Genomic DNA, 15050 nt, shown 5'->3' on the forward strand with positions numbered 1-15050 from the left:
CCACCGGCAGCGCAACGCTGGAAACAGCTCGAATCCGCACCCAAATGCAGAACGGGCGCGGATTGACCCGCGCCCGTTCGCCCTACCACCGCACGAACCGTTACTCGATACGATCGTCCTTAAACGTCCGGTGGCCGGAGATCATTGTGGAGACCATCGACTGACGGCTCATGATGTCCTCGCGGATCGCCGCGTAGATGTGCACGATCATGAAGATCACGATGGCCCACATTCCCAGATGGTGCAGCGTGTGCAGCCTCTGGGAATTCTGCACGAGACCCAGCACCCAGCCCATGGCCGTATCGGGCAAAGAGCCCTGCCCCGCGCCTTCCGCATAGAGCGCCCAGCCGGTGATCAGCATGAAGGTGATCCCGAGCGTCATGAAAAAGAACATCGCAAGCTGTGCCAGCGGGTTGTGGCCCACGTATTTCTTCGGCGTCTTCTCGAGGAAAGCATACCAGCGCAGCTCGTGCCCCAGTTCTTTCCACCAGCGCTTGCGCCAGACCGGCACGTAGAACAGCTGGCGGGCGTGGTGATTGCCCACGAAGGCCCAGTAGATGCGCCCGAAGAAGATCACCGTCAGGACCTGCGCCGCCGCGAAATGGCCGAAGCGGATATAGCCCATGACGAATTGCTCGGTCGCCTCGCCGATCTGCATCGACGGCAGGGGCGCGCCGATGAAATAGCCAGTGACGATCAGCACCGTGATCATCAGCGCGTTGAGCCAGTGCCAGAGGCGCACGGGCGCCTCGTAGACATAGACGGAGGTCCGGCGGCGGATCGAGTCGAGATCTTCCTCGGTCGCGTCGCCGGTCAGGCGGGAGGCCTCGAAGGCCCCTGTCGCCTTGGGGTTTGGCGTGTGGATCGTGTCCTCCATCGCCCTTACTCCTTGCGGACGCGCTTGACGGCGCGGGCGATCTCGACGGCCACATAGGCCAGGGCGATCGCGCCGGCCGCCATTGCGACATGGGCGATGGTGTGCCCTTCCGCGCCGGGGGCCACCGCGTGACCCGGATGGGCCAGCGCGGGACCTGCGATCATGCTGAAAGCGAGTGCGAGTTTCTTCATGATTTCCTCCTCCCTCAGCGCACCTTGACGGTGGTGAGCTCTTCGCCGTCGGGCGACATCACATGGGTCGAACAGGCAAGGCACGGATCGAAGCTGTGCAGGGTGCGCAGGATCTCGACCGGCTCTTCGGGACGCTCCACCTTGGTGTTCATCAGCGAGGCCTCGAAGGCACCGATATTGCCCTGCGTGTCACGGGGCGAACCGTTCCAGGTGGTGGGCACGACGCATTGGTAATTCTCGATGCGCCCGTCCTTGATCTTGACCCAATGCCCCAGTGCGCCGCGCGGAGCCTCGGTCATGCCGACGCCCTTGGCCTCTTTCGGCCAGCTCGACGGATCCCATTTCTCGACATTGGCGGTGCTTTCGTCGCCATTCTTGATGTTGGTCATCATCTTGTCGAAGAAATGCCGCTGCAGACGCGAGCAATACTCGGATTCCAGCGCCCGCGCCGCGGTCCGGCCCAGCGTCGAGAAGACCGCATTGAACGGCAGGTCCATCTTGCGCAGCAGACCGTCGACCTGGTTCTTGATGTCCTCGTGACCCTTGGCGTAGCCCACGACGTAACGCGCGAGCGGTCCGACCTCCATCGCGTGCCCCTTCCAGCGCGGGGCCTTGATCCAGCTGTATTTCGCAGCCTCGTCAAGCTCGATGATATTGGTCCGCGTGCCCTTGGCGTTCGGCCCGAGCTCGTATTGCGGCTCGGTCACGCCATCCCACGGGTGCAGGCCCTTGCCGGGTTCGCCATAGGTGTACCAGGAGTGATCGACGAATTCCTGAACCTGCTCGGGGTCGCGCGGATCGACGTCATGCACCTCGTTGAGATTGCCGTTGATGATCGCGCCACGCGGCAGGTGAAGCTGCTCGGGCGAGAAGTCGTTCGGGTTCTCCGGGATGTCGCCATAGGCGAGGCAGGCCTGCGACGACAGACCACCGCCATAGAGCCAGTTCTTGTAGAAGCCGCCGATCGCGATCACGTCGGGGATATAGACGTTCTCGTTGAACTCCTGACACTTGTCGATGATCGACGAGACGAGGTTCAGCCGCTCCATATTGATCGCACCGACCGAGCCGACGCCGTCGATATTGATCGGGCACGGCACGCCGCCCACCAGCCAGTTCGGGTGCGGGTTCTTGCCCCCGAAGATGGTGTGAACCTTCACGATCTCCTTCTGAAGATCGAGCGCCTCCAGATAGTGCGTCGTCGCCATCAGGTCCGCTTCCGGCGGCAGCAGATAGGCCGGGTTGTCCCAATAGCCGTTTTTGAACAGCCCGAGCTGCCCGCTTTCGACGAATTTCTTGAGACGGTTCTGCACGTCCCGGAAATAGCCTGGGGAGGAGAGCGGGTGGCTCGGGCTGACCTTCTGCTGCAGCTCCGAAGTCGCCTTCGGGTCCGCGCGCAGAGCGTTGACCGGGTTGACCCAGTCGAGTGCATGCAGGTGATAGAAATGCACGATGTGGTCATGGATCTGCAGCGCGAGCTGCATCATGTTCCGGATCGAGTTCGCATTATCAGGGATCTGAATCCCCAGCGCGTCTTCCACCGCACGGACCGAGGTCAGCGCGTGGGTGCCGGTGCAGACGCCGCAGATCCGCTCGGTGAAGGCCCAGGCGTCGCGCGGATCGCGACCCTTCAGGATCACCTCGAGCCCGCGCCACATCGTGCCGGTCGAGACCGCGTTGGTGATCATGTTGTTTTCGTCCACATTCACTTCGCAGCGCATGTGACCTTCGATCCGGGTCACCGGGTCGACGACGACCCGCTTGCCCGAATTGTCCATCGTGTAGCCGTTCGGCGTGTTGAGAACCGACATGGATTACGCCTCCTCGTTCTTCTTCTGGGCGCGTTTGAGCGCGGAGACGGCAGCGTGAACTGCCACCGCACCGCCGACGACGGCCGCCGTGGTGCCGCCGACCACATCGGCATTCGCTTCGATCCCGAATTGCTTGATGTTGGTGAGCCGGTCGTAGAAGGAGCCCTGGTCCCAGAACCCGTCCTCGGAACAGCCGATACAGCCGTGACCCGACTGGATCGGGAAGCTGACCCCGTCATTCCAGCGCACGGTCGAGCACGCGTTGTAAGTGGTCGGCCCTTTGCAGCCCATCTTGTAGAGGCAATAGCCCTTGCGCGCGTTCTCGTCGTCCCACGTCTCGACGAACTGACCGGCGTCGAAATGCGGACGGCGGTAGCACTTGTCGTGGATGCGCTGCGAATAGAACATCTGCGGCCGGCCCTGCCGGTCCAGCTCGGGCATCCGGTCGAAGGTCAGCATGTAGGTGATCACGCCGGTCATCACCTCGGCGATGGGCGGGCAGCCCGGCACCTTGATGATCGGCTTGTCGGTGATGACCTTGTGCACCGGGGTGGCGCGCGTCGGGTTCGGGGCGGCAGCTTGCACGCAGCCATAGGAAGCGCAGGCGCCCCAGGAGATAATGGCTTTCGCGTGCTCGGCAGCGTGGCGGAGTTGGTCCACGAAGGGCTTGCCGCCCACGATGCAGTACATCCCGTCTTCGTTGAGCGGCGGATTGCCCTCCACGGCGAGGATGTAATTCCCTTTATACTTGTCGATCGTATCCTGCAGCGCGGCTTCCGCCTGCGCGCCCGCCGCCGCCATCAGCGTGTCGTCATAGTCGAGCGAGATCATCGAGAGCACGACATCCTTGGCCAGCGGGTGTGCCGAGCGGATGAAGCTTTCCGAACAACAGGTACATTCGAGCCCGTGCACCCAGATCACCGGGGTACGCGGCTTGGTTTCCATCGCATGGGCGATCTTAGGCACATAGGCCGGGCCGAGACCCAGCGCCGCCGCCGTCAGCGAGCAATATTTCATGAAGCTGCGGCGGGTAATCCCCTGCCGACGCATCACGTCGTAAAAGGTTTCGATCGCAGGCAAAGTGTCCCTCCCTCTGTGATCCCGATGACCGGATTCTCCCTCCTCCCGAGGGGAATACGCATGTGTGATCTCAGGATTGGCAGGTCGGATCCGCGAACAGAACGAAATAATGACAGGATGTCGCAGGCGCGAATTCCTGTTTGTTTCCGATATGTTGCCCGTCAAAACCCCGGTGCGGCGCGGGACCGCACTGGTACGTCAGTGACCAGCTTTCCGGGATTCCGGTCAGTCTCTTTCCGACTGCGCCGCAGCAATCACCGCCTGCCCCAGCGCCAGCGATCCGTCATTCGCCGGCAGCGTGCGATGGCTCAGCACCGGCAGATCGCCCAGTGCCGCGCAGGTCAGCCGATGCAACAGCGCGTTCTGATACACGCCACCCGTTAGCGCCACGGCTTTCGCGTCTCCGCTTTCGATCAGCGACCGCGCCCGGCGGGCAAAGCCCTGCGCCAGCGCCGCATGGAACCGTAGCGCGATGGTCTCGGGCGCGACCCCGGCAGCAAGATCGGCGGCGAGCGCCTGAAAAAGCGGTCCGGTCTCGAGCACGTCGCCCGCATCCGAGAACGCATAGGCCCCGGCCTCCGCTGGGGCGCCGTGAGCCAACGCGTGCGCGGCCAGCGCCTCAAGCCGCATCGCGGCCTCGCCCTCATAACTCTGCCGCATCGGGCAAATCCCGAGGCAGGCCGCCACCGCATCGAAGAGCCGCCCCGCCGACGAGGACAGCGGCGCGTTGATCCCCTTCGCCGCCGCCTGACGCGCCAGATCGCGCGGGGCCTCGGGGAACAGACTGTCGGCCAGCCCCTCCAGCCCCGCCGCATCGAGCCGCACCAGCGCGTTGCGCCACGGCTCTGCCTGCGCCCGGTCGCCACCGATCAGCGGCGCGGGCTCAAGCCAGCCGCATCGCGCGAACCCATGATAATCGCCCAGCAGCAGCTCGCCGCCCCAGACCGTGCCATCGGGGCCCAAGCCAAGCCCATCGAGCACGATCCCCGCGACCTTGCCGCCCTCCAACGGCCAGCCATTCTCGGCCATGCAGGCGGCGAGATGCGCATGGTGATGCTGCACCTCGACCAGCCGCAACCCGTCGCGCGCGGCCCGTTCAGCCCCGTGGCGCGAGGCGCGGAAATCGGGGTGCAGATCGACCGCCACGACCTCGGGGCGATGATCGAACAGCGCCGCATAATCCGCATCGGCCTGCTCGAACGCCTCCCATGTCAGCGCCTCGTCCAGCTCGCCCAGGTGATGGCCCAGCAGCGCCTGCCCATTCTTGATCAGGCAGATCGCGGCCTTCATCTGCCCGCCATAGCCAACGACCTGCGGCACGCCTTCGAACCCTTCGGGCAGCGGCAAGGTGCCCGGCACCTGCCCCCGCGCGCGGCGCAGCACCATCGGCGGATCGGCCCGCACGACGCTGTCATCGAGCCGCCGCGCAATGTCGCGGTCATGCATCAGGAAGGCATCGACGAAGCCAGCCAGCTTCTCGCGCGCCTCACCGTTGCCGATCACCTGCGGCTCGCCCGAGAGATTGCCCGAAGTCATCACCAAGGGCCGCCCCTCTTCCCCCCGCGCCCATTCGCGCAACAGAAGATGATGGAGCGGCGTATAGGGCAGCATCCAGCCGAGGCTGTCCTGCCCGGGCGCCACCGCCTCCGGCAACACCTCCCCCGCCTTTTGCAGCAACACGATCGGCGCCGCGGGATCGCACAGCAATTCCGCCTCGGCTTCCGAGACCTTGGCGTAGCGCCGGATCGTCTCGATCTCACCCATCAGCGCGAAGGGCTTGGCGGGCCTGCGCTTGCGCGCCCGCAACAGCGCGACCGCCTCGGCACTGGTCGCATCGCAGGCGAGATAAAACCCGCCCAAGCCCTTCACCCCGACGATGCCCCCGCCCTGCAAAACCGCTCCGACCTCTTCGGCAGGACGCTCTTCCCCGCCCATCTCCAGCCACACCCGCGGCCCGCAGTCTGGGCAGGCGATCGGCTGCGCGTGAAAACGTCGATCCGCCGGGTTCTCATATTCCGCGCGACAGGCCGAGCACATCTCAAACGGTGCCATCGTCGTTTGCGCCCGGTCATAGGGCAGCGCGTGCAGGATCGTGAAACGCGGCCCGCAATGGGTGCAGTTCGTGAAAGCGTAGTGCCGCCTGCGCCCGTCGCCCCGGATTTCAGCCAGACAGTCCGGGCAGGTCGCCGCATCCGGCGTCACCCGCGTCTCGGCCCCCGCCCCCTGCGAGGCAACGATATCAAAACTCTCAGGCGCGGTGTCGAACACAAACTCCGAAACCTCCACCGCATCGACCCGCGCAAGCGGCGGTGCCTCATCCGAGATCGCCTCGGCCAAACCGTCCAGCGCCCCCGCCACCCGGATCAGCACCCCCTCGGGATCGTTGAGCACATGGCCCGAAAGCCCGCGCTCCTGCGCAAGCCGCCAGATGAAGGGGCGGAAGCCCACCCCCTGCACCTGCCCGCGCACCCTGATCTCGAAACCCTTCATCTTCCTCTTGGCTCAAATATCCCGGGGGTTTGGGGGCGGAGCCCCCATTTTCATCTAAAGTTTGCCGCCTTCCGGCGACGGCAGGGACAGAGCCCCAACTCACTCAATGCACCGTGCAGACCATGCAGGGATCGAAACTGCGCACGATATGCTGCACCGAGACCGGCGTGGTCTCGCCCGCCCCGACCGGCGCGCCGACCAGCGCGGCCTCCAGCGGTCCCGGCACGCCCTCCGCGTCGCGCGGGCTGAAATTCCACGTCGTCGGCGCGATGATCTGATAGGAGGCGATGCGCCCGTCCTCGATACGCAGCCAATGGCCCAGCGCGCCGCGCGCCGCCTCGACCAACCCCGCGCCCTGCCCTGCCTCTGGCAAATCGCCCTGCTCCATGAACGCAGCCCCCGGATCGATCCCTTTCGCAAGCCCCTCCATGAAGGCTTGCGTCCGCGCCAGCTCCAACAGCCGCCCCGCGACCCGCGCCAGAACGCCGCCGCCCGCCAGCGCACGCGCCAGCGGATGCCCGTCCACGACCTGCCGCGCGAGCGCGCCGGTTTCCACCGTCTGCCCGTTCAGCCGCGGCGCCTTGCACCAGCTATAGGCGGCGTCGCGCATCGCCTCGTCGGGCCGTGTCTCGCCCTGCCAGGGATGGGCCTGCGCCCCCAGCATCCACGCATGGCTGAGGTCTTCCGTGATCGCGCCGAAATCGACCGCGCCCAAGGCCCCGTCCCACAGCCCGCGCGCAAAGCCGAACCCTTCGGTCAGCGGATAGGCTCCGAAGCTCATATACCGCCCCGAGCCGCGCCCGAGCCGGTCCAGATCCAGATCGGCCGCGATACGCAGGAACAACCCCGCATCGCCCGTCTCCCACGCCATCAGCTGATCGACGGTCTCGATCGCACAGAAGGTTTCCAGCGACCCGCCGAAAACCACCTCCTCCAGATAGCGCCGGAAAGCGCGCAACGTCGTCTCGATGCGCACCTTGTCGCGCGGTCCCGGCGCGCGGGTAACGCCGCCGGGCTGGATCGCGAGCGTATGGGGCCATTTGCCCGCCATCAGCCCGAGGATATGCATCAGCTCGGCGCGTGCCGCGACCGCCGCGCGCTGCGCGCCGCCCTCGGCGGGGGTAAAGCGCGCCACGGCCCGGTCGAACCACGGCCTGTCCGCATACACGGGGCGGATGAAATCGGGCATGAAGAACAGGTTGAAATGAAACAGGTGGTCCGAGACATTCTCGACCGCATGGATCAGCGCCGCCATACCCGCGCCCTGCGGCGTCGGCTCCAGCCCCATCGCTGCGCCCAGCGCGCGCGCCGCCGCCGCCGACTGGCTGATCGAGCAGATGCCGCAGATCCGCGGCGTGATCGTGAGCGCGTCGCGCGGGTCTTTGCCTTCCAGCATCCGCTCGAACCCGCGATAGAGCGGCGAGTTCACGCGCGCCGCGCCCACCGCTCCACCGGCGAGATCGAGATGCACTTCCAGATCGCCCTCGACCCGGTTGAACGGGCCCACGACGAGGCGCGGCGTCTCAGTCATCTGCGTCCTTTCGGCTTGCGGATCGTCGGCGTCACCTCGACCCGGTCGGCAACCGCGTTCTTCGCGATCCGCTCGGGCGTCGCCGCCTTTGACAGCGAGGCGAGCGCCATGAACCACGCTTTGGGCATATCGGTCGGAAGCCCCACCGGGATGCCCGCGATCTTCGGCGTCTCGGTGAAGGAATGGCGCGGCTCCTCGAATTCGGGCGCGGTGCAGTTGATGCAGGGGTATCCGCCCGAGGTACACGACCCGTCGCCGTTCCACGGCCGGATATTGCAATCGCCCACGGCCTGCGTGCCGATGCAGCCCAAATTCTCCATCATGCAGCCGATATCGGACAGCTCGACCGCCGAGGCCTTGTATTCGTAGAACTCGTTTTTCGAGCAGCCGTGATGGACGAGGTGCTTCGCATAGAACAAAGGCCGCCCGAAGGCGTCGAGATCTTCCGCCCCGAGCGCGCCTTCATTCAGCAGCAAAAGCGTCTCGGTCACCCAGTCGGGATGGGTCGGGCAGCCCGCCACATTGATCACCGGCAGCCCCGAGCCGGAGCGGAACTCCACCGGCAGCGCGCCGCCCGGCAGCGCCCCGTCATATTGCACGCCGACCGCATCGGAGGGGTTGCCGCCCGCCGAGGTCACGCCGCCATAGGTCGCGCAGGTGCCCACCGCGACCACATGGCGGGCTTTTGGCGCGAGGCTCACCACCCAGTCGAGCATCGAGCGCCCGGTGCCGGACACCATCTGGAACTTGCCCGTCCCGCGCGGCCCGCGGGCGATGGAGCCCTCGACGGCCAGCACGTCCAGCGCGATCTCGCCGCTCTCGACCGCCTCGAAAATCGCGCGCACCTCCGCGCCGGTCTCGAGGCTGACGGTCGGGTGCCAGAGGAACTCGATCCCCGCGCCGCCCAGCGTATCGAAGACATTCGGGGATTCCGCGCAAAGGAGCGACATGGTGCAGCCGCCGCAGCCTGCCGCTTGCAGCCAGAGAACCTTCATTCCGCCCCCTCGCCCAGTTCCAGATCGAAGGAGAAACAGGCCCCGCCCAGCGCCGACCCTTTCGGGCAAAGCCGCAGACGCCCGCCATGTTCCTCGATGATCTTATGGCTGATCGCGAGGCCCAGCCCCGTGCCCGCACCCACCGCCTTGGTGGTGAAGAACGGATCAAAGATCGCCTGCGCCAGCTCCTCGGTCACGCCAGGACCATTGTCGCCAACCGACAATGTCCCGCGCCCCTCCATCACCCGCGCGTCGACCTCGATCCGACCGGTGCCCTCTTCCAGCCCCGAGAGCGCGTCGATCGCATTTTGCACCAGGTTCATCACGACCTGCTGGATATGCCCCTGCCGACCGCGAACCTGCAGCGTCTCCGCGCCGGTGAAGGCGATCTCGACCCCGGCCTTGGAGCCGCGCTGCACCCAGTTCGCCGCCACCCGCGCGGTCTCGACCAGATCGAAGACGACCATCTCGCCCGAGCCTTCGGCACTCAGCCGCCGCAGATCCTCGACGATGTCGCGCACCCGTTCGGCCCCGTCGCGCGCACCCTCGATGGCCGAACGCAGGTTGCGGATTTCACGGTCGAGCTTCAGCTCCTCGCGCAAGGCAATCAGCGCCTCGCGATCCGCTCCGGCCTGCACTTTCTCGAAATAGGCCTCGAACTTGCCCGCATAGCGCTCCAGCGCATGGGTATTCGCGTAGACGAAAGAAATCGGGTTGTTCAGCTCATGCGCGACGCCAGCAAGCAGACGGCCCAGCGAGGCCAGCTTCTCGTTGCGCACCAGCTGCGCCTGCGTCGATTTGAGTTCTTCGTGGCTGCGCTCCAGCTCGGAATAGGCCTGCCGCAGCTCGCCCAAGGGCCGCCCGGTCAGCACATAGCCCGCGATGCGGGAGCGTTCGTCCATGCGCGGGCTGATCGACAGTTCCAGCGGCGCGGGGCCTTCCGGCCCGCTCAGCGCCGCTTCGATCGTTACCGGCTTGCGGGTATTCGCAGCCTCCGCCAACCCGCGATCCAAGGCCTCGACCGAGCGCGCATCGAACATGCCTGCGAGCTTGCGACCGTGCCAAGCGCCGGGCGGCTCGCCCGTCAGGCTCGCGACCGAGGCCGAGGTTTCCAGCACCTCGCCCGAGCGCGAAATCACGATCAGCGCATCCGAGACCGAGGCGAGGATCGACCCGAGGAAAGACCGCAGATCCTCCAGCTCGTGGTTCTGCTGCTCCAGCCGCTCCTGATAGTCCACCAGATCGGCATAGGTCCGGTCGACCGCCGAGAGCACATCGAACCAGACGTCTTCGCCCTCTCCCTCATCCGCGCCCGGCGCGTGGCGCAGCAGCCCGGCCAAGGTCGGGTCCAAGGGGTGCTGGCTATCGGGTGCGGACTCGCGCGACATGACACTCTCAAAGCCGGGCGCAAAGGGCGCCCATCCCTTATCGCTAGCCCATTCGCGGCGCTCAGTCCATGATCTCGGCTCCCGCATCGAGGGGCGCATTTCGTGTCAAAAGACGCACCATACCCCAAGATGACCTTCCGTCAGTCCGCGCCTCGCCCTCTTGGCAAGGCCGCGCGCTTTGCCAAAACTACAGCACGAGCGCAAACAGGCGGGTGACTTGGCGCGTCCGGCGCGGCGGGAACCCGAGGGAGGACGAGATGCGGGGATGGAAAGCGGTGCTTGCCGGGATCGGCGGGCTTGTCGTGGTGGCGGTGCTCTACGCGGTGATCGTGCCGCCGGAACTGCTGCGCGTGGGCGCTGGCTATAGCGCGAAGATCACCTGCTCGGCGCAGGTGCTGCAGGGCCGCGACCCCGACGAGGTTCTCGAAACCGATGTGCAGGCGCCGGGCAATCCGTTGCTGCGCGCCTTCTGGGTCAGCGCCGACCGCCAGGCAGGCCGGGTCCGGTCCGCCTTCGCCGGGATCATCGCACCCACGACCGCCGAAGAGCGCGTGGGCCTCGGCTGTGCAACCTTCCCCGATGGCAATCTGGCCGCCGCCCGCGATCAAAGCGCCCCGTCGGCGCCGGGACCCAGCACGAGCGCCGCTCTCTGGCCCACCGGTGCGCAGACCGACCTGACCGGGCAAGGCCGCTTCGAAGCCGTCTTGCGCGACGATGCGCTGACCGGGCCGGGGATGCGCGCGGTGGTGGTGATCAGGGATGGCAAGCTGGTCGCCGAACGCTACGGCGATGGCTTCGATGCGACGACGCCGCTTCTGGGCTGGTCGATGACGAAGACCGTCACCGCGGCCCTTGTCGGCACCGCGATCGAGGCGGGCAAGCTGCGGATGGACCAAAGCGACCTGCTGCCCGAATGGCGTGGCGACGACCGCGCGAAGATCACCGTTGCGCAGCTGATGTCGATGTCGAGCGGGCTGCACTTCAACGAGGATTACGGCGACGTCTCGGACGTGACGCGGATGCTCTATCTCCAGCCGGACATGGCGAAATTCGCAGCCTCGCAGCCGCTCGATCATCCGCCCGGCACGCATTTCAGCTATTCCAGCGGCACCGCCGTGCTGCTGTCGCGCATCTGGCAAAATGCGGTGGGCGACACCTCCACCGCGCTCGCCTGGCCGCGCCGCAAGCTGTTCGACCCGCTCGGGATGAGCTCCGCCACGCTCGAGACCGATGCCTCCGGGACCTTTGTGGGCAGTTCCTACCTCTACGCCACCGCGCGGGACTGGGCGCGCTTCGGCCAGTTCCTGCTACAGGATGGCAAATGGGACGGCCGGCAATTGCTGCCCGCCGAATTCGTGCAGCGGATGCATACGCCCGCACCGACCGACAGGGTCTATGGGCAGGGCATGACCTGGCTCGCGGGGCCGAGCAATCAGCAGAAAGCGGGCGATGATGCGCGGTTCGGGCTGCCTGCCGACACCTATTGGCTCGAGGGGCATGACGGGCAGACCGTCACGGTGATCCCCTCGGCCGATATGGTCGTGGTGCGGATGGGGCTGACGCCGTCGGACCTGAACTACCGCCCGCAGAAACTGGTGGCGGCATTGCTGGACGCGGCGAAGGCCACGGCTCACGCCTCGTCGAACATCCCTTCGAACAGCGCCGAAGACAGGTAACGCTCGCCCGAATCCGGCAGCACGACGACGATGGTCTTGCCCGCGTTCTCCGGTTCACGCGCGAGGCGCAGGGCCGCAGCAGCAGCCGCGCCGCAGGAGATCCCGGCCAAGATGCCCTCTTCGCGCGCCAGCCGCCGGGCGGTCTCGATCGCCTCGTCATTGCTGACCTGCTCGATCCGGTCCACGAGATCCATGTCGAGCACCTGCGGCACGAAGCCCGCCCCGATGCCTTGGATTTTGTGCGGACCGGGCTGCAGCGCCTCGCCTGCGCGGGCCTGCGACAGAACCGCGCTGGCCTCGGGCTCGACCGCGACCGAGATCACCGACAGGCCCTTTTCCTTTTTCAGATAGCGCGAAACGCCGGTGATCGTGCCGCCCGTGCCGACGCCCGCGACGAAGATATCGACCACGCCATCGGTATCCTCAAAAATCTCCGGACCGGTGGTCTTCGCGTGAATCTCGGGGTTCGCGGGGTTGTTGAACTGCTGCAGCAACACGTAGCGGTCGGGATCGGAGGCCGCGATCTCCTCAGCCTTGGCAATCGCGCCCTTCATGCCCTGCGCGCCTTCGGTCAGCACGAGCTTCGCGCCATAGGCCAGAAGCAGCTTGCGCCGTTCGATGCTCATCGTGTCGGGCATGGTCAGCGTGATCGGGATGCCGCGCGAGGCGGCGACGAAGGCCAGCGCGATCCCGGTATTGCCCGAGGTCGGCTCGACGATCTCCTTGCCGGGGCCGAGCACACCGCGCTCCTCCGCGTCCCAGATCATGTTCGCACCGACGCGGCACTTCACCGACCACGCCGGGTTGCGCCCCTCGATCTTGGCCAGAACGGTCGCGCCCGCGCCCTCGGTCATGCGGTTGAGCCGCACCAGCGGCGTGTTTCCGATGCTGAGCGAATTGTCTTCGTAAATATGTGCCATGCGCGCGCTCCCTTTCAGTCTGCTGCAGCCCATCAGATAGCCATAGGCGGAGCGAGGGAAAGGCAAAAGCGACGCGCGACGGCGACGCGCCCTGTTACTGCAGGGCGCGCAGGGAGGTCAGAACTTCGTAATTCGGGCAATCCGTGGGGATGGCCTGCGGGCCTTCGCCCTTCTCCGCCAGAACGGCGAGGCAGAATTCGGTGCGCCCGCAGGTGCGGCAGGTGGTGATCATCTCGGCGAAGTCGGCTTGCGTGAGAAAGCCGTCATGCATCGCTTCGGTAATATTCACTCCAAGACGCCGCGCCATGCCGCGCGTCACCCAGAAGTTCAGATCGATTTCGCTTTGCATTCCCATCATTCCACTCCTTGGGGTTCGGCGCCGATGGTGGCGCGCAGCCGCGACATCATCAGGCGGTTTTCGCAATAGGCGGGAGGGGCCTTCGCGGGGTTGCTTTGAGGGTCATGCTCGGCCAGCCAGAGCAGGCAGGCCCCGGCCTCGCGGCACTTGGTGCAGCGGATCAGCGCGTCTCTCCAGCCTTCGGCACTGAGCCGACCGGCAGCCATTTCCGTGCTGAGGTCGCCCCCCATCTGCTGGGCCATCCGATTCATCATCGCCGCGTGGCGATTGAGATGTTTGGCAGCAGTCATGGCAGCCTCCCTCGAAACAGTCATCCCGGTGATGGGGTGACTCTGCCGCAGGGGCCGTTGGTTCGACATGATTCAGATCAAGCGTTGCGATCCGAACTGTCGCCGTCGATTTCATGCCCGACATTGCAGTCGATTTCGGGGGCGAAACGCGCCGCCAGCGCCTGCGCTTCCTGCGCAATCGCGGCGCGGTCGGATTTCAGCGTCATCGCGGATTGCGAATGGGCGGCGGCGCGCAGAGCCTGATGCGCAGCGGAACGACCGAAATGAGCGGGATGCATCTCGGCCAGGGCTTCCAGCACTTCCTGCTGGCGCAGCGCGACCTCCAGATGCCCCGCACCGTCGCGTCCGATCGCAGCGAAAGCGTCCTCGGTATATTGCTCGGGCGTCACCGCGCGCACATAGACGCGGTCGAACACGCATTCGGGGCTGTTCGGCGGGTGCCATTCGGCCAGAACCCTCGCCAGTCGCCCGAGAATGTCGATACCAGTGCCGGGGTCGTTGATCGCAGGCGAAAGCGCACGAGAGGCGATTTCGGCCAGCGCGATCAACCCGAATTGCGGGTCCTGATCATAGTCGCGGGCATGGTCGATGGTGAAGGCGTCGCGCGCGGCCTCTTCGATCTCCTCGCGGGTCTCGGTATCGCCCGGCAGCGCATCGCATTGGACCAGATGAGACGCCCCATGGACGAATTCGCCGGGCCGCGCGCAAAGCCAGATCCGGCAGTCATGCGCCTCGGCGACCTTTTGCAGCGCGCCCATATCGACATGCTGCACATGGCCGGTCCGCGTCGAGGTGATCCCGAAGACACCCACGGGCGGGTCTTCCCATTCCTTGCCACCGATCCACGGCCGCGCGCAGCGTGCCTTCAGCGCCGTGCTCGCGGCACTCTCGACGCGGCTGATCACGTCGCCCAAGCGTCCGAATTCGCTCAGATGCTGCACCCAGCGCAACAGCGAGATCACCACCATCGCCACCACGCCAAGCGTCACCAGCAGCAGGATGAACCGCCCCGAGTCGTCATAGACATCCGTCTCGAGCGCGATGATCCCGACCAGAGAGAAGACGAAAGAGCCGATGAAGCTCGCCAGCACGTTCTGCGTGACGCGGTCAGTCTGCATCAGCTTGATCGCGCGCGGCGTCGCCCCCGTCTGAGCCGAACTGAACGCGGTGATCATGATCTGCAGCGAGAAGGTGGTGACCGTCAGCATCGCGGTCGCGATGATCTTCAGGATCGGCTCCACCGAGCCCGCCCCCATCTTGTAGCCGAGATCCGCCGGCACGAGATAGCCGAAGCCCGCCGACCCCAGCGCGGTCAGGACCCCCAGCACACCGAAGGCCGTCACCCGCACCCATATCTCGCGCAGGATGACCTTCAGCCGCCAGCGCAGTCGCGAAAAGATTGCCATTGGTTCTGTGTTCCCGTCCCCAGTTCCCGCGTCCCGG

Annotated in this window: 13 protein-coding genes; 1 reads left to right on the forward strand and 12 read right to left on the reverse strand. The window is 66.1% G+C overall.

Translation table 11 applies throughout. From position 1 onward, the window contains the following. Window positions 1-100: 100 nt before the first annotated feature. The 8 genes from cybH to AXZ77_RS15465 all read right to left on the reverse strand — a co-directional run bounded on the left by cybH (window position 101) and on the right by AXZ77_RS15465 (window position 10363). Window positions 101-877, reverse strand: coding sequence for a Ni/Fe-hydrogenase, b-type cytochrome subunit (gene cybH / locus AXZ77_RS15430; RefSeq protein WP_078520441.1), 777 nt, complete (start codon window positions 875-877; stop codon window positions 101-103). A 5-nt stretch (window positions 878-882) separates the two neighbouring features. Continuing rightward, entirely contained in the window at window positions 883-1068 is a 186-nt protein-coding gene (locus AXZ77_RS15435; protein WP_098411838.1) for a hypothetical protein, read from the reverse strand. Window positions 1069-1082: 14 nt separating this feature from the next. Next, entirely contained in the window at window positions 1083-2879 is a 1797-nt protein-coding gene (locus AXZ77_RS15440; RefSeq protein ID WP_038145393.1) for a nickel-dependent hydrogenase large subunit, read from the reverse strand. 3 nt (window positions 2880-2882) lie between these two features. After that, on the reverse strand, window positions 2883-3959 hold the full coding sequence (locus AXZ77_RS15445) for a hydrogenase small subunit (RefSeq protein WP_078600163.1): 1077 nt from the start codon (window positions 3957-3959) through the stop codon (window positions 2883-2885). A 225-nt stretch (window positions 3960-4184) separates the two neighbouring features. Further along, window positions 4185-6449 carry a carbamoyltransferase HypF gene (gene hypF / locus AXZ77_RS15450; RefSeq protein ID WP_098411839.1) on the reverse strand — a complete coding sequence of 755 codons (2265 nt, stop codon included), beginning with the start codon at window positions 6447-6449 and terminating at the stop codon, window positions 4185-4187. Window positions 6450-6552: 103 nt separating this feature from the next. Beyond that, window positions 6553-7980: a nickel-dependent hydrogenase large subunit gene (locus AXZ77_RS15455; protein ID WP_098411840.1), complete on the reverse strand. Its 1428-nt coding sequence runs from the start codon at window positions 7978-7980 to the stop codon at window positions 6553-6555. Then, window positions 7977-8975: a HupU protein gene (locus tag AXZ77_RS15460; RefSeq protein ID WP_078600169.1), complete on the reverse strand. Its 999-nt coding sequence runs from the start codon at window positions 8973-8975 to the stop codon at window positions 7977-7979. The genes AXZ77_RS15455 and AXZ77_RS15460 overlap by 4 nt, the downstream gene beginning before the upstream one ends. Then, window positions 8972-10363: a sensor histidine kinase gene (locus AXZ77_RS15465; RefSeq protein ID WP_098411841.1), complete on the reverse strand. Its 1392-nt coding sequence runs from the start codon at window positions 10361-10363 to the stop codon at window positions 8972-8974. Before AXZ77_RS15465 ends, AXZ77_RS15460 begins: the two co-directional genes overlap by 4 nt. Before the next feature lie 257 nt (window positions 10364-10620). On the opposite strand from AXZ77_RS15465, the gene AXZ77_RS15470 reads away from it, so the two are divergent. Continuing rightward, window positions 10621-12039: a serine hydrolase gene (locus AXZ77_RS15470; protein ID WP_098411842.1), complete on the forward strand. Its 1419-nt coding sequence runs from the start codon at window positions 10621-10623 to the stop codon at window positions 12037-12039. Here the strand turns inward: AXZ77_RS15470 and cysK are convergent. The 4 genes from cysK to AXZ77_RS15490 form a co-directional block, all read right to left on the reverse strand. Next, on the reverse strand, window positions 11994-12959 hold the full coding sequence (gene cysK / locus AXZ77_RS15475) for a cysteine synthase A (RefSeq protein WP_098411843.1): 966 nt from the start codon (window positions 12957-12959) through the stop codon (window positions 11994-11996). The two genes, AXZ77_RS15470 and cysK, sit on opposite strands and share 46 nt — an antisense overlap. A 94-nt stretch (window positions 12960-13053) precedes the next feature. Beyond that, complete coding sequence (locus AXZ77_RS15480) at window positions 13054-13314, reverse strand: DUF6455 family protein (protein WP_098411844.1); 261 nt, start codon at window positions 13312-13314, stop codon at window positions 13054-13056. After that, complete coding sequence (locus tag AXZ77_RS15485; RefSeq protein WP_098411845.1) at window positions 13314-13607, reverse strand: DUF6455 family protein; 294 nt, start codon at window positions 13605-13607, stop codon at window positions 13314-13316. The genes AXZ77_RS15480 and AXZ77_RS15485 overlap by 1 nt, the downstream gene beginning before the upstream one ends. 77 nt (window positions 13608-13684) lie before the next feature. Beyond that, window positions 13685-15013: a DUF2254 domain-containing protein gene (locus AXZ77_RS15490; RefSeq protein WP_098411846.1), complete on the reverse strand. Its 1329-nt coding sequence runs from the start codon at window positions 15011-15013 to the stop codon at window positions 13685-13687. Between the last annotated feature and the right edge of the window lie 37 nt (window positions 15014-15050).

It is taken from the genome of Thioclava sp. ES.031 (assembly GCF_002563775.1).
Lineage (GTDB): Bacteria > Pseudomonadota > Alphaproteobacteria > Rhodobacterales > Rhodobacteraceae > Thioclava.